This is a genomic window from Amycolatopsis sp. BJA-103, assembly GCF_002849735.1.
Lineage (GTDB): Bacteria > Actinomycetota > Actinomycetes > Mycobacteriales > Pseudonocardiaceae > Amycolatopsis.
In genome coordinates this window covers 685,055-698,949 of sequence record NZ_CP017780.1, presented here as the reverse complement: position 1 = coordinate 698,949, position 13,895 = coordinate 685,055, and the positions used below count along the sequence as shown (strand labels likewise).

The 13,895-nt window shown below is 67.4% G+C and carries 18 protein-coding genes and 1 tRNA gene; 2 read left to right on the top strand and 17 right to left on the bottom strand.

Annotation, left to right across the window (positions count from 1 at the left end):
* Positions 1-5: 5 nt before the first annotated feature.
* The 9 genes from BKN51_RS03220 to BKN51_RS03195 form a co-directional block, all read right to left on the bottom strand.
* Entirely contained in the window at positions 6-1,970 is a 1,965-nt protein-coding gene (locus BKN51_RS03220; RefSeq protein ID WP_199193139.1) for a S9 family peptidase, read from the bottom strand.
* Positions 1,971-2,240: 270 nt separating this feature from the next.
* Positions 2,241-2,366 (bottom strand): hypothetical protein, encoded by a 126-nt coding sequence (locus BKN51_RS44640; protein WP_255414923.1) that lies wholly within the window; start codon positions 2,364-2,366, stop codon positions 2,241-2,243.
* Positions 2,367-2,439: 73 nt separating this feature from the next.
* Positions 2,440-2,616, bottom strand: a complete 177-nt coding sequence (locus BKN51_RS42940; RefSeq protein ID WP_158306847.1) for a hypothetical protein — start codon at positions 2,614-2,616, stop codon at positions 2,440-2,442.
* A gap of 72 nt (positions 2,617-2,688) precedes the next feature.
* Complete coding sequence (locus BKN51_RS42935; RefSeq protein ID WP_146044451.1) at positions 2,689-3,378, bottom strand: hypothetical protein; 690 nt, start codon at positions 3,376-3,378, stop codon at positions 2,689-2,691.
* Positions 3,379-3,529: 151 nt separating this feature from the next.
* The gene (locus BKN51_RS03215; protein WP_101606193.1) at positions 3,530-4,147 is read right to left on the bottom strand and encodes a hypothetical protein; all 618 of its coding nucleotides are present in this window, start codon (positions 4,145-4,147) and stop codon (positions 3,530-3,532) included.
* 206 nt (positions 4,148-4,353) lie between these two features.
* Positions 4,354-4,701, bottom strand: coding sequence for a DUF6221 family protein (locus tag BKN51_RS44865; protein WP_369862504.1), 348 nt, complete (start codon positions 4,699-4,701; stop codon positions 4,354-4,356).
* A gap of 659 nt (positions 4,702-5,360) precedes the next feature.
* Positions 5,361-5,672, bottom strand: a complete 312-nt coding sequence (locus BKN51_RS44635) for a tyrosine-type recombinase/integrase (protein ID WP_255414924.1) — start codon at positions 5,670-5,672, stop codon at positions 5,361-5,363.
* Between the two features lie 56 nt (positions 5,673-5,728).
* Positions 5,729-5,923: a hypothetical protein gene (locus BKN51_RS03200; protein WP_158306846.1), complete on the bottom strand. Its 195-nt coding sequence runs from the start codon at positions 5,921-5,923 to the stop codon at positions 5,729-5,731.
* A gap of 517 nt (positions 5,924-6,440) precedes the next feature.
* Positions 6,441-6,514 (bottom strand) — tRNA-Ile (locus tag BKN51_RS03195).
* Positions 6,515-6,771: 257 nt separating this feature from the next.
* Between BKN51_RS03195 and BKN51_RS43450 the strand changes: the two genes are divergently transcribed.
* Entirely contained in the window at positions 6,772-6,933 is a 162-nt protein-coding gene (locus BKN51_RS43450; RefSeq protein WP_168214247.1) for a hypothetical protein, read from the top strand.
* Between the two features lie 21 nt (positions 6,934-6,954).
* On the opposite strand, the gene BKN51_RS03190 is transcribed toward BKN51_RS43450, so the two are convergent.
* The 7 genes from BKN51_RS03190 to BKN51_RS03160 form a co-directional block, all read right to left on the bottom strand.
* Entirely contained in the window at positions 6,955-7,428 is a 474-nt protein-coding gene (locus tag BKN51_RS03190; RefSeq protein ID WP_101606189.1) for a hypothetical protein, read from the bottom strand.
* A gap of 64 nt (positions 7,429-7,492) precedes the next feature.
* A complete protein-coding gene (locus BKN51_RS03185; RefSeq protein WP_101606188.1) occupies positions 7,493-8,257 on the bottom strand; it encodes a polyphosphate polymerase domain-containing protein in 765 nt (254 codons plus the stop codon).
* Positions 8,254-8,838: a DUF4956 domain-containing protein gene (locus tag BKN51_RS03180; RefSeq protein WP_101606187.1), complete on the bottom strand. Its 585-nt coding sequence runs from the start codon at positions 8,836-8,838 to the stop codon at positions 8,254-8,256. The genes BKN51_RS03185 and BKN51_RS03180 overlap by 4 nt, the downstream gene beginning before the upstream one ends.
* Positions 8,839-8,898: 60 nt before the next feature.
* Positions 8,899-9,561, bottom strand: coding sequence for a response regulator transcription factor (locus BKN51_RS03175; RefSeq protein WP_101606186.1), 663 nt, complete (start codon positions 9,559-9,561; stop codon positions 8,899-8,901).
* Positions 9,558-10,949, bottom strand: coding sequence for a sensor histidine kinase (locus BKN51_RS03170; protein ID WP_101606185.1), 1,392 nt, complete (start codon positions 10,947-10,949; stop codon positions 9,558-9,560). Before BKN51_RS03170 ends, BKN51_RS03175 begins: the two co-directional genes overlap by 4 nt.
* Positions 10,950-10,958: 9 nt before the next feature.
* Positions 10,959-11,228 (bottom strand): hypothetical protein, encoded by a 270-nt coding sequence (locus BKN51_RS03165; RefSeq protein ID WP_101606184.1) that lies wholly within the window; start codon positions 11,226-11,228, stop codon positions 10,959-10,961.
* Between the two features lie 71 nt (positions 11,229-11,299).
* On the bottom strand, positions 11,300-12,448 hold the full coding sequence (locus BKN51_RS03160; RefSeq protein ID WP_101606183.1) for a N(5)-(carboxyethyl)ornithine synthase: 1,149 nt from the start codon (positions 12,446-12,448) through the stop codon (positions 11,300-11,302).
* A 148-nt stretch (positions 12,449-12,596) separates the two neighbouring features.
* On the opposite strand from BKN51_RS03160, the gene BKN51_RS03155 reads away from it, so the two are divergent.
* Entirely contained in the window at positions 12,597-13,037 is a 441-nt protein-coding gene (locus BKN51_RS03155; protein WP_101606182.1) for a DUF5994 family protein, read from the top strand.
* On the opposite strand, the gene BKN51_RS03150 is transcribed toward BKN51_RS03155, so the two are convergent.
* Positions 13,030-13,857, bottom strand: coding sequence for an NAD(P)H-binding protein (locus BKN51_RS03150; RefSeq protein WP_101606181.1), 828 nt, complete (start codon positions 13,855-13,857; stop codon positions 13,030-13,032). The two genes, BKN51_RS03155 and BKN51_RS03150, sit on opposite strands and share 8 nt — an antisense overlap.
* Positions 13,858-13,895 lie beyond the last annotated feature (38 nt).

Genomic DNA, 13,895 nt, shown 5'->3' with positions numbered 1-13,895 from the left:
GTGCTTCAGCAAGCCGGCATGTGGCGCCCGAACCACTGCAGCACACGGGCGAGGAAGTCCGTCTGGGCGGGGAAAGCCCGGATACCGTGCCCTTCCTCCGGGTAGATCACCAGCGCCGATGGCACGCCGTGGGCGAGCAGGGCCTGGTGGAACTCACGAGCCTGGCCGGGTGGTGTGCACTTGTCCCGCGCGCCTGCGACGTTCAGGCACGGCGTCCGCACCTTGCTCGCCTGCAGCACCGGGCTGCGCAGGTGGGCGAGGGTGCCCGGCTGCTCGGGATCCGCGCCGAGGAAGCGGGTGCCCCACGCGGCGATGTTGCTGGTGAAGCTCTGGCTGTACCAGTTCGTCACCGGCGAGACGGGCACCGCAGCGGCGAACCGCGAGTCCTGGGTGACCAGCCACGACGACATGAACCCGCCGTAGCTGCCGCCGATCAGGCCGACTCGGGAGCCGTCGACGACCCCGCGCTCGACCAGCGCGTCGATTCCGGCGAGGTAGTCGTAGGTGTCGGCGCCACCCATGTCGCCGACCACCTGCCCGGCGAACTGCTGTCCGCGCCCGCAACTGCCCCTGGGGTTCGGGCTCAACACGGCGTAACCCTGCTCCACCAGCAACGGGACCCAGGGATACCGCATGGACCACGAGTTCTGGTACGCCCAGATCGGGCCGCCGTGGATGCTGACGACCAGCGGGAACGGGCCCTGCCCGTCCGGGCGGCACAGGATGCCGTCGATGTCCAGGCCGTCCGGCGCCGTCCAGGTGACGACCTCGGCCGACCCGGCCACCGAACGAAGGAACTCGGTTCCCGCGTGCGCCACCGTGGCGAGCGGCCGCCCGTCGCCCAGCACCAGTCGTGGCGCGAGTTCGTAGGAGTCCTGCACGGTCAGCACACGGCCGTCCGCGGTGAACGCCCCTTGCGGGAGGAAACCTCCGCCGGAGCACGCCAGCCGTGTCGACAACACCTCCTCGACCTCGCCGCCGGGCACGCTGATGATCCCGGCGACCGAGTCGAGTCGCCGCAGCCCGATGTAGCCCAGGCGTCCGCTACCGATCCACTCCAGCTGCGTGACGTCCGTGCCGCGAGTGTCGATCCGCCGCGCAGCACCGGTGGCCGCGTCAATGAGCACCACATCACCCGCGACCAGCAACCGGTCGCTGCAGACCGCTTCGACCGCGGTCACCCACCTGCCGTCCGGGGAACCGGTCGGCAACCCCAGCTGGACATCGCTGCCGAGCAGCTCGCGGACGCCGCCGTCGAGGTCGATCAGACTCAGGTGCGCGGTGTACCACGCGTCCTCGCCGGGTGCGTCGGACGCGATCGCCACGATCCGGCCGGGACCACACCACCCGGCTTCCCAGCAGTTCATACCGGCCGGGGACACCTGAGTCGACTCGCCGGTCGCGACGGTGTGGACCCACAAGCTCCGCCACCCGGTGCCGTAAGTTCCGTCGTCGACCTCGGGGAACCAGGAGGGGCGCTCCCGGTCCGGTTTCGAGGCCGTGCCCGAGCCCTGTCCGCCGGAGAGGTCCGCCCCGAACCCCGCCACCCCGAGCAGCACCTTGCCGCCGTCGGGGGACCAATGGGCGTACTCGACGTGACCAGGAAGCTCCGGTGCGGGCCGCGCCTCCCCGAATCGGTCGTGATCGAGCAGGTAAAGCTGGAACACACCGGTCTCGTGCCGATCGGACAGGAAGGCGAGCGTGGTGCCGTCCGGCGAGAACCGCGCACCCCGCGACGAGCCCGGGCCACCGGTGACAGGCTGGAATTCACCGCCGTCCGCGGTGTAGATCGCGGTCCTGGGCACGCCCTCCAGCTCGTCGAACACCGCACCGGTTACCACTGTGCGCGAACCGTCCGGAGTCACGTGCGGCTCGCGGATCGCGTGCGGCTGGCCGAAGGCGGGCTCGTGAAGCGCTGTCAGGTGTGCCGTAACCCGTTGATGGATCTCTGTCGTGTCCACGTCTGTCACTCACGCGTTCCTTCCTGCTCGAGGTCGACCCGTCCCTGATTCTGAGCTTCGCGAGTGGCGCCGCACAGCCGACAAACGCCGATCTTCGCAGCAGCTGAACACGACATCTGTCGTTTTGGTTGGCTCGGCGCCTGCCGAGTCTCAGTACACAGCGGATGGCTCGCCGAAGTCGCTATCACGATGGCGCGGCTTGCGCGACAACGTCGGTATCGGCGAGCGCAGCGAGGATGCGTGGTGTCCTGCGGGACGTCGCGGCTATGCGGGCGGGGCTCATACGGCCGCCGGACCAGCGCGAAGCCGCACTGATGCGGGCTGGATCACCGGCGGCAGATCGCGCAGGCGGGAGGCGACGATGCCGACGTCGCCGAGTGGCCGAGTGGCCCGGTAGCGAGACACGCGCGGAGCCTCTGAGTGGAAGCGAAAAGATACCGGCGTGACCGCAGAGGCCAAGCAGGAACTGCTGAACTGGCTAGGTCACGTCATCGATCTCCGGCCTCCGCAGGTGGCTGTGAAACGAGCGAGACCTCGGCCGCGCGGCCAGATCGTAGAGCGCCTCTATCACGTCGAACTGGGCATCCTCGACCTCTAAGAATTGGGCGGCGTGTAGCGGCCAACGCAGGTTCGGGATGCCCAGCATCTGCTGCACATTCTCGAACTGGATCGCCCTAGCGTTGGCCCTTCAACAGACCCGCACTCGTGCACTTCTGGACGGCGCCTACTAGAAGCGAGGAATGTCATACCCCCTACCGTGGTTGAGGTCGGAAGAGTGTCGCTTTATCAGAATAAGCTGACCGCTCGGGATTCGCCGCCAGATTGAGCTACCATCGGAAAATTCGAGCTGAACCTTGATCAATCCTTCTTGAAAAAGTTCCCTCTTAAACGCTTTAACCTCATCTTCTCCCGTAGACAAGGGCTTCAGATCACTCTCATCCGCTATCATTTGCGCGAAGTCCAGCAGATGCCTCGACGCCCCGGGAAGATTCACCGGCTCGTTCGTAGGTTCAAGCGTTGCATAACGAAGGAAGGATACTCGGTTGTCTACATACTTACCGTAGATATAAGTAATAGTTACACCATAAACAGGGAGGGAGCCAGCATTGTGGTAGCGAATCTGCCATCCTTTTACCCCCGGACCTTCATGAAGATAAATCCATAACGCAACTTTTGATGCCTGCTCACTTAAGCTGGAATCTTCCAATCGCTTAAGCTGTTCTGATTGGTTACGATTGGTTGCGATTGTCGCCCAAGCGGCAACGCTGGCGATTCCAAGCGCCACGGCCGAGACCACAGCGCTACCTCCTGAAGCCCACGCCGAGAACCAATCCGCCTTTTTATCCTGCTGGATTCCCCATAGCACAACACTGGCAACGAGACCGCCGACAAGACAAGCGCCAATGACCAGAGCCACTTTCCACCTTCGATCCATGAGGCACCTATCCCCAGCCGAGCCGAGATCGTTACGAGAAAACAGAGCTTTCTGCCGTGGCTGAGCGGCGGCTGATCCTCTGAGATAGGGAAGGCCCCCGACGTGATGCCGGAGGCCTTCGTCGTGTCAACGGTCATGCCTGCTGGAACAACGGGTCCGCAGCGAGCGCCTCGGGAGCCCAGGCGATGCCGACGGTCTTGCCGTCGCCGCGGCGCTCGGCGCGAAGGTAGCCGCCGGGGTTCGTGTACACCTCTTCCTGCCCGTCGCCGGGGATCTCGCGACCGTTCAGGACGAGGATGAAGTTCGCCGCCTCGTCGCGACCGACAAAGCTGAGGGCGAACCGGTTCGCGTCGTACGGCTCACCGAAGAACGTTCGAACCTCCTGCGGTGTCGTCGAGGTGGTCAGGTGCAGCTCCTCGAACGTGGTCGACTTGCGTACGTAGCCGGTCATCGGGTTGGTCGCCTCCTCGGTGATCGTGTACTCGAACGGGCCGTCTGTGGAGAGTTCCTGGAACTGGTTCTGCACGGCGGCCTCGGTCTGGGCATTCGCGCGGTTGGGGATCAGCCAGGCGCCGGCGGCGAGATTTGTGCCGTTGCAGATCGGGCCAGAGGTGGTGATCGTGCCGTCGCCGTTGTCGACGGCGGTGAATCCCCAATGGTTTGCGAAGGTGGTGACTTCGGCGAAGTTGCTTCCGGTCCATTCGAGCCCTTGAATGACCGGCGGTCGCTCGGTGAAGTAGCGGATGGGCATGGCTTTCCTTTCAGGATTCGGCTGGCGGTGTCCAGCCTCGGTCGGGAGGTGCGGCACGGTCGGGCTCCGCGGACGCCGCGTCCGCGCGCCGGTCTCGCTGCTCCAGGTAGCGGAGGATCTCCGCGAGGTCGTAGCCGCCATCCCCACGGGTGATGTGTCGTCGGTGGACCCACGAGCGCAACGTGGCGGGCTTCAAGCGGAGTCGATCATCGCCGCGCTTGTCGGCCTCCTGGTGGAGCAGGAGAAGAACAGGGCGGGCGGGAACGCGCTTCAAGGCCGCCACTCGGTGCGACAGTCGGGGTAGTCGGGGTACGGTAGGGCGAGCAGGCGCAGCAGAAGCCATGTTTCATCGTGCGGGCCCTCGTCACCGTTGCCCACCCATCCTCGGTCTTGTCGTCCATCGCGTTTATCCTCGGGACCGCGTCGTCGAGGATCCGGCGTTTGGCGGCGACGTCGGCCAGCACAAATCTCGGATCGTTGTCCGCGATGTGCAGCGCCTGATCGACGTCGTGTCCGCCCTCGTCGTAGATACGAATGCTGTCGCCGTCGACCACGCAGCAGTTGCCGCACGGGAAGCCGCCAGCCGGGGGATAGTCCTCGCTATGGCACGCCCTCCACGCGTCGCCAAATCGAACGCGCCCTCAAGTTGCCCTCAGGCGAGGTTAACAGAATTCTCGATGCCGCCACCCTGGGCTCGGCAGAAGCCCTTCTTGAGTGGTCGCCGGCGCAACGCGCGAAGTGGCGAACAATGACGTCTGTCGAGATCGCCGCCGAGGGAAAGCGGGTCGCGGATAAGTTCGATTTGAAGGGTCGGATCCTCTACCTGGAAGCCCGCCCACTACAAACGCAAAGAGCGACCAGCGCCCGACTCCAAGTCCTTCAAGGACAGTAAATCTAAGTAGCAGAGGCGCAATTCCAATGTTGAACACGGCGGCATCGCCGTGGCAAAAGAGATCGCCCAAGAGGCGGCATACCGAGACTCTACCAGTCTGCAACCGCGTTGAAATCTAACTGTCCGCCAGACGAGGACGACGCCGAATAGCATCTACTGGGGAACACCGAGCGAACAGGGTGGTCCCGCCCAAGGTTGATCAACCATCACAGGCAAGCCGCTTCCCCCTGCAACGCCTGAAGCGGAACCGTAAAACTGCGGGGAGGGCTTCTTCCAAAACCTCTTTTCCCACACTTGCCCAACGCAAGTTGATCACTAGAATTAGAGCCTGTCCGTCAAATTCGCGCGACGGTGCGCCTCGCGCGCCCGCTCGCCACCCGCGGACTTGCCGTACTTGGCGACCATTTGCCGCGAGCTCCAGCCCGCGAGCCGCATCAAGTCCGTCTCCTGCCCACCGTTCAACAGCCATCGGTGCGAGAACGTATGCCGGAATCGGTGAGGATGAACGTGCGGGACGCCGGCATCATCCGCCCACCGGGCGATCATCTGCCGAATCCCCCACGACGTGAGCGCACCCGTGCGACCCAGCCACAGCGCGTCCGTCTTGCTCGCGAAAGGATGCCGTCGACGCACCCGCAAACAACGGCGCGCCTCACCAGCCCCAGGCTGAACGGGACGTCCCGCAGCTTTCAGCCTTTCCCTATCACGTGCGCGACGTCGAGGTCGAAGTTCAGCGCTCCCTCGTGACCGATGTCGGGGTTGTCGACGGTGAGCGTGGCCACTTCGTCGAGTCGGGACGGTGTGTCGATGAAGAAGTACAGCAGCGCACGGTCACGCAGATTCTCGAAAGTTTTGCCCTTCGTGGTGTCCAGCATCTCCCGCAATTGAGGCTCCGTAAGGACTTCGGGCAGCGACTCCGGAACGTCGGGTGGCGAGAGCTTGTCGAACGGGTTCCGGTCGATGACCCTCCTCGACGACGTACAGCCACTTCGCAAACTGCTGCAACGACCGCTAGTGCTTCGCACGGTACGAGGCGGACAGTGGTTTGCCGGTTCGCATGTTCGGCCGGTCATCGCGAAGTAATGCTCGAAGTGGTGGTGCGGCAGGCTTTGCGCGACGCGCGGCGTCCTCTCCGACTCAAGGAAGTCGACGAACTCCGTGCCGATGGAGACGTAGGAGTCGATCGTGTCGTCGGCCTTGTTCCGCGCCTTCAGATGGCGCTTGAAGCCAGTCAGAAGGTCTCTCAGATCGTCCCCACCGAGCTCGCCTGGCTCGTCGGGGCTTCTCCTTCGGGCACTTCTCTCGGGAGCTCAGCGACGGTCATACCGCATCACGCTACGGCCAACGTCCCTTGCTGTTCAAGCGCTGTGCGGTTTAGTTTTCAGGGGAAAGCCCTGGTTGTGGGCCGGGTCGGGCTCGAACCGACGGCCAAGGGATTATGAGTCCCCTGCTCTAACCAACTGAGCTACCGGCCCCAAGGGTGTCCTGACACCTCCGCGGGAGCCGTCCCAGCTCGATCAGCGGGTTTGCTAACGCACAGAAGTCCCAGTTCGCTCCAAGTTATCACAGCGCTCACCTGCCGCGATCGCCTAGGCCAAACAGCTGGTTTCCCGTACAGGACGGGTTCGGCTCGTCTAGGTTGCAGGGACCAACGCCGGGCGGCTCACGCCCGGGGCACGCTGACCATCGGGATGGGCACGGGTTTCTCGCCCATCAGGGCAGGGAGGCGCTCGTGGCGAATTCGATCGCCATCGGGCTCGGTGTCGTGGCGGTCATCGGCGCCGCGTTGTTACTGAGGGCGATCATCCGGGTACTGCGGCGGGCCCGTCTCCACCTCGACACGATCTTCGCCGAAGAACTGGACGACCGGCCGTCGCCGCGGCCCCGGCAGTGATCGCCGGTCCTCTTTGGACAGTCAGCTGCCCGAGCCCGATCCACCGCCCGGAGGAGTAGGGGGCGTGGGCGGGTAGGTCGGAGTTGTCGGCACAGCTGTCGGCGTCGGCGTCGGCGTGGTCGGCGGCGAAACCGGCCCACCGTAGGCCGCGAAGCTGAACCAGATCGCCCCGCCCGCCTTCGGCGTGGTCTGGTTGAACATCGCCCGCACCTGGAACGTCGTCGCCGTGTACGAACCCTGCACCGTGTTCAGCATGTACGCGTTGAACTGCCCCGGCGTGTTCGCCGACACCACCACCGCGGCCGGGACCGCGCCCAGCGCGTGCGGCACGGTGCACATCCCGGCGCCGTCGGTCACGCACGACGTCTCCGCGGCCTGCACGCTCGGCGCGGGCGACGGGCCGACGGCCCCGGACGTCCCGGCGAACACCGTGCCCGCGGCCGCCGCGACGGCCAGCCCCGCGGCCGCGAGCGCGACCTTGTCCCTCGTCTTCATGCTCACCCTCCCTCGTTCGGGCCGGATGGCCCAACAGCAGGGGTCGGCCGCCACGCCGCGATCGTTACGCCACCCCGAGCCGCCTCAGCGCCGGTCGCCACCGGTTCCCGCCGGTCGCCAGCCCCAGCGCCACCAGGCCCGCGCAGTACTTGCTCACCGACTGCTCGCGGATCCGCAGTTTCGCCAGCGCCTCGGTGACGCTGTTGCGCTCGGAGGCCGACTTCACCTCCAGCAGCACCAGATCACCCCCGGCGGCGAGGCTCCGCGAACCCGCACGCCAAACCAGCGACGTGTCGCAGGTGATCCGGGTGTCGGCGGTGACGAGGGTGGTCCGCCGGTAGTCGGTGACCAGCGCGGGGATCAGCGGCCGGGGCGCGGGGCGGCCGTAAGCGGCGGTGAGGGCGTCGTCGAGGAACGCCAGCGCGGGCGCGGTCAGGCCGTGCGCCGACCCGGCCGGATGCGGGCGGCGGACCTTGACCGTCTCGTCCCGCCGTCCGCTGACCTTGAGTTCACAGTAGGTGTCGGCCGAGTCGGTGTAGGTGCGCGTGCGGATCTTGAACCGGCGCCGCCGATCTTGCCGGTGCGCGCGGAAGATCGCGAGATCCGGCGTGTCGAAATAGGTCGACGAGTAGCCGAACACCCGCTGCCCGTCGATCTCCAGGCACCGCGACGACAGCGCCTCGGTGACGGCCAGGAAATCGTTGAGCGAAAGGACGTACTTCCGGTCCGTGCGGCTCATCAACCCGCTCGTGGCGACGACTTCGGCCAGCGACAGCGAAGGAAGCCCTTTGGCCACCGCCGCGACGGTGGCCGTTCCGCGCCCGCTCACCGGTGACCCGCCGGAGCTCCGTGGACGACCGGGGTGGCGTCCGGCCTGAACCGGACGTCGACGACGGTTACCTCGCGGACATAGTCCACTTCGGACACGGTGTGCCGCACGACCGTTCCGCCGAGCCGTGCCCGCAGTTCCATCAGCATGGTCTGCTCGTCGGGATACACGGTGTCGAGCACGACCGTCCGCCGCTGCGGTCCGCGCGTGCGCGAGGGGTGGTCGGCGACGTACATGACGGCGAGCAGCAGGACATTGAAAACCGCGACGATCCGCCAGTCTGCGGACGGCAACCCGTTCACCAGCCCCAGGACCAGCGCGACGAAGTAGTAGGCGACCTCCTGCTGGCTGATCGAATCTGACCGCAGGCGGATGATCGACAGTACCCCGAACAGGCCGAGCCCGAGCGCGCTCGCGGTCGACACGGAAAGCAGCACGGCGACCGAAACGCAGACGCCGACGTTCAGCGCGAGGTAGGCGCAGGCGAGGTCACCGCGGTGGTGGCGACGGGCGTAGATGCCGTAGGCGAGGATGACGGCGGCGACGAGGTCGACGGCGAGATGAAGCAGGGTCGTGGTCATGGGAACCACTGTGCCGCCGGGAAAAGAGACCGTCGTGAGAGCCGGATGAGAACCGTCTCATCAGGACTCGCCGAGCCGGTAACCCATCCCCCGCACCGTTTCGATCCGCTCGGCGCCGATCTTGCCGCGCAGGTAACGGATGTAGACGTCCACCACGTTCGAGCCGGGGTCGAAGTCGAAGCCCCAGACCCCGCCGAGCAACTGCTCGCGGGACAGGACCTGGCCGCGGTTGCGCAGCAGCGTCTCCAGCAGCGCGAACTCGCGAGCGGTGAGGTCCTTCTCCTCCCCCGCCACCGAAGCCTTCCGCGTGCGGAGGTCGAGCGAGAGGTCCCCGGCGCGCAGCACCGCCGGTTCGGCTTCGGGATTTCCCCGCAGCCGCAACCGGATCCGGGCCAGCAGTTCCTCGAACGCGAACGGTTTGGCCAGATAGTCGTCGGCGCCGCCGGAGAGCCCGGCGACCCGGTCGACGACGCTGTCCCGCGCGGTCAGGATGATCACCGGCACCGTCCGGCCCGCCGCGCGCAAGGCGCGCAACAGATCCGAACCGTCGAGATCCGGGAGCCCGAGATCGAGCACGACCAGATCGTGCGCGCCGGTCAACGCCTCGGTCAGCCCCTCGGAGCCGGTTTTGACCCAGCGGGTCGCGAAACCCTGCGCCCGCAGGCCCTTCTCGACGAACGCGCCGATCCGCGCGGAGTCCTCCACCACCAGCACACTGGTCACCGGTCCGCCCCTTCCGCGACAGGGATCTCCATGGTGAACCGCGCGCCTTCGCCGGGCACGGTGTCGAGCAGGACGCGGCCGCCGTGCGCCTCGGCGATCGCGGCGACGATCGCCAGGCCGAGTCCGGCGCCGTCGTCGCCGCTCGAGTTGCTGCCGCGCTTGAACCGTTCGAAGATCCGGCTCCTCGAATCGGGTGGTACTCCTTCACCGGTGTCGCGGACCCAGAGCCGCGCCGTCGTCGCGGTGACCTCCGAGCCGAGGGCGATCTCCTGCCCCGGCGAAGTGTGCCGGACGGCGTTGGAGACCAATTGCAGCAGGGCTTGCGTGAGCCGCTGCCCGTCCGCGCGGACGGTCACCTCGGCGACGGCGTCGAGCCGCCACGCCCGGTCGGCCAGCGGACGGGACTTGGCGAGCGTCTCGACGGTGAGATCGGCGAGGTCGGTATCGCCGGGCGAAAGAAAGTCGGGGCTGCCGGATTTCGCGAGGACCAGCAGATCGTCCACGATCCGTTGCATCCGGCCGAGTTCGTCGAGGACCAGATGCCGCGTGGCCGCGTTCTCCTCGGGGTCATCGCCCATCAATTCGAGGTGGCCGCGGACGATCGTGATCGGCGTGCGCAGTTCGTGCCCGGCGTCGTCGATGAAGTCGCGCTGCCCGGCGAAGGCGCTTTCGAGCCGGTCCAGCATGGTGTTGAAGGTGCGCCCGAGCGCGGCGACGTCGTCCGAGCCGCGGACCTCGATCCGGCGTGAAAGATCGGTCTCGCCGATCTGTTCCGCGGCGAGGCGGACCTCCCGCACCGGCGCGAGGATGCGGCCCGCGACCAGCCAGCCGATCAGGCCGGCCAATACCAGCGCGGCCCCGGACATCGCGGCCATGACGCCGACGACGTCGTTGATCTCGCCCGCGGCGTGGTCGACGAACTCGACGATCACCAGCGCGCCGCGGCCCGGCGAGCCCTCGATGGTCACCGGGACGACGCCGTAGCGCGCGGATCCGACCGCGGTGGTGACCGTGCCGTACGCCGGGCTCGTGGCCCGGGACAGCTCGGCGGCGAACTTCGGGTCGGTGTCGAGGCGGACCGGCGGCTCGATCGCGCTCCTCCTCGACGCGGCGCCGTCGACGATCGAGAAGAACGTCTCGTACTTCTCGGGCAGATTCCGTTCCAGGTGACGGCCGAGGATCGCCTCGACGGTGGCGGGCTGCCCGGCGGGCCGGGCGTCCGGCGACGCCAGGAAGGCCCTGAGTTTGCCCGTCTCGTGCGCGATCTCGTTGTCGAGCCGCTGGTCCAGCTGGTTGTGCAGGACGGTGCGGGTCGCCAGCAGCGATCCGGCGAGCGCGAGCAGGACGACCAGCAGGACCCACGCGAGGATCCGGGCGCGGGCGCTCATCGGCCCCGCTCAGTCGTCGAGGTCGAAGTCGAAATGGTCGTCACCGTCGTCGTCATGGTCGTAGTCATCATCGAGGTCGTCGTCGTGCCCGGCCAGCCGGGGCGGGACGACGGCGGGCGGGGCGCCGCCCTCCCCCGGCCCGGTGACGGCCTGCCCGGCGGGGGCGACGACCGCAGGGCCGAGGTCGGGCGGCGCGGCGGCGGTGGCCGCGATGACGGCGAACGTGCCGGTGGCCGCCACCACGACGGCGGCGACCCCGGCCAGGACGAAGATGCGCATACCACTCAGGCTGCCCGGCGGAGGTGAGCCGCCGATGAGGACTCGATGAGAACTTTCTCATCGAGCCGGGCTCACGAACGCGCGTGCGGGTACTCCGGCGAACGGTCTTGGAAGGACAGGATGTCGGTGTTCCGGATCGTGCCCTCGCTGATCTCGACGGCGCGGTCGAGCGTTTCGTCGGCGGCCCAGGCGGAGGGTCCGCCGAGCATCCGCTTCAGATGCGGCAGCAACGCGCCGCTGATCTCCCAGGTGGCCGAGTCCCAGAGATAGGACGGGCTGTGGTCGACGGCGTAATAGGTGACACCGCCGACCTCGAAGGTCGGCTCGGTGAACGTCGTCGGCTTCGCCCAGCTGAAACCCATTGCCTCGTCACAGGAAACGTCGACGACGAGACTTCCGGGCTTGAACCCGGCGAGATCTTCCTCCTTGAGGAACATCAACGGGGCCTTGGGGTCCTGCAGCACGCAGTTGACGACGATGTCGTGCCCCACGAGGAAGTCCGACAGCGGTACGCGGCCGGTCTCGGTGATGGCGTGGCTGCGGCGGAGATCGGCCGGTCCGTTCAGGTCGTGGTCGAGGTGCACGATGTTCGCGGAATGGATCGGCGAACCGACCGCGGTCACGCCGCGGTGGGTGAGCACGTGCACGTCGTGGATCCCGTGGGCGTTCAGCGCCGTCACCGAACCCCGCGCGGTCGCCCCGAAGCCGATCACGACGGCGCGGAGACGGCGGCCGTAGTCGCCGGTCGAACCGATCAGCTGCAACGCGTGCAGCACCGAGCAGTAGCCCGCCAGTTCGTTGTTCTTGTGAAAGACGTGCAAGCCGAACGAACCGTCGCCCCGCCAGTGGTTCATCGCTTCGAAGGCGACGAGCGTCAGCTTCCGGTCGATGGCCAGCTGGGTGAGCTTGTCGTCCTGGACGCAGTGCGGCCAGCCCCACAGGATCTGCCCCGGCCGGAGTTCGGCCAGATCGTCCGCGAGCGGTTTGGCCAGGAGGATGATGTCGCATTCCGCGATGAGCCATTCCCGTGACCGCAGACCGGCCACGAGCAGCACCAGATCCTCGTCCGGGATGCCGAAGCGCTCGCCGTAGCCGTGTTCGAGGTAGATGCGTTTCCGGAGTTCCGGGGCGATCCGTTCGAGATGGCGCGGATGGATCGGAAGCCGCCACTCGTTTTCTTTGCGAGAGCGGGAGATGACGCCGAGAGTGAGCTGGTCCACGTGGGCCCCTTAGCTAGACCACAGTCTAAGCACAAAGACCGCGACCAGCGTAAACTCGCACTGTCCGAGAGCATTTCGCGCGTGGGCGGTCGAGCTCACGTCGTCCTCGGCGCATCCGGGCCCGTTCGGCCTGGGACGGAGTACCGCCATGACGGTCCCGCAGACGAGCACCCTTGACCATCCGAAGCACGTCGCCCGCTTGCGCTTGAAGCCCAAAGCGCCCTCCACCGGCTATGTCGACGGCGCCTGGTGGCCCGCGTCCCGTGATCTCGCCGCCGAACTGCCGTCCCTGCTGGTGGTGCTGGCCGTCCAGCTCGACCACATCGAGCGGGTGACCTACAACCTCGAGGCCTGGCCTCCCGCTCCCCGGCGGCTCGTCGTCGAAAGCGGCGACGTCCGGCTCGAAGGGTTCCGCTCGCAGCACTTCGATTCCTTGACGGTGGTCGGCACGTCGGGCAGGCGACGGCTGACCCTGCTGGTCGTCCCGCCGGAGACCGAGCCGGAGCTCGCGCATCACCTGCTGATGACCGCGGCGCACCGGGACAGCGTCGATGACTTCGAGACCCTGCTCGCCTCTCGGCTCATTTGAACGCCGCCGCGTTCCGGGCCGCCCAGTCGACGAAGGTCCGCCCCGGCCGTCCGAGCACCCGCTCGACGTCGGGGCCGACCCGCTGCTCGTCCTCCGTCGGCCTGCCGAGGATGGCGAGCGTGGCCTCGACGACGACCGGCGGCATGAACGCCGACATCGCGGCACGGGCCTCGTCTTCGGTCAGTTCGGCGAACCGCACCGGCTCGCCCAGCGCGTCACCGAGGGCCGTCGCCTGTTCCCGGGGCGAGATCGGCCCGGGTCCGGTCAGCACATAAGTCTGTCCACTGTGGCCTGATTCCCGCAAGGTGGCCGCCGCGACGTCGGCGATATCGGCCGGGTCGATCACCGGCAGCGCGACGTCGCCGAACGGCGCGGCGAGGACCCGGTCGGCGCGGATCGCCGGCGCCCACTGGAAAGCGTTCGACGCGAAGCCTCCCGGCCGCAGCACCGTCCACTCCAGACCGGACGCCTTGACCGCCTCTTCGAACGCCGGCGCGTGCCGCCCGCTCCCGACGCCTTGGGAGGACAGCAGCACGATCCGCCGCACCCCGGCTTCCCCCGCCGCCGCGACGACGTCCGCGACGTCACCTCCCGCCGCCAGGAATTCCCCCGACGTCAGAAGGAAAACCCGGTCCGCGCCCTCGAAAACCGGCTTCAGGTCTCCGGGCACCGCGAGGTCGGCCCGCACCGTCCGCACCCCGTCCGGCACGTCCGCCGCCGAGATCCGGCGCGACACCGCCGTCACCTCTTCCCCCGCCGCGGCAAGGGTTTCCACCAGCCGCCGTCCGACGTTCCCGGTCGCTCCGGTCACCACGATCATGGTCGCTCCTCGGTTCGCTCTTCGTTGACGCGACCGAA

What these genes read in the sequence shown, in the direction of transcription:
- BKN51_RS03215 (WP_101606193.1), bottom strand. Translation starts at nt 4,147, where the DNA reads ATGCCCATCCGCTACTTCACCGAGCGACCGCCGGTCATTCAAGGGCTC.
- BKN51_RS03190 (WP_101606189.1), bottom strand. Translation starts at nt 7,428, where the DNA reads ATGAAGACGAGGGACAAGGTCGCGCTCGCGGCCGCGGGGCTGGCCGTC.
- BKN51_RS03180 (WP_101606187.1), bottom strand. Translation starts at nt 8,838, where the DNA reads ATGACCACGACCCTGCTTCATCTCGCCGTCGACCTCGTCGCCGCCGTC.
- BKN51_RS03170 (WP_101606185.1), bottom strand. Translation starts at nt 10,949, where the DNA reads ATGAGCGCCCGCGCCCGGATCCTCGCGTGGGTCCTGCTGGTCGTCCTG.
- BKN51_RS03165 (WP_101606184.1), bottom strand. Translation starts at nt 11,228, where the DNA reads ATGCGCATCTTCGTCCTGGCCGGGGTCGCCGCCGTCGTGGTGGCGGCC.
- BKN51_RS03155 (WP_101606182.1), top strand. Translation starts at nt 12,597, where the DNA reads ATGACGGTCCCGCAGACGAGCACCCTTGACCATCCGAAGCACGTCGCC.
- BKN51_RS03150 (WP_101606181.1), bottom strand. Translation starts at nt 13,857, where the DNA reads ATGATCGTGGTGACCGGAGCGACCGGGAACGTCGGACGGCGGCTGGTG.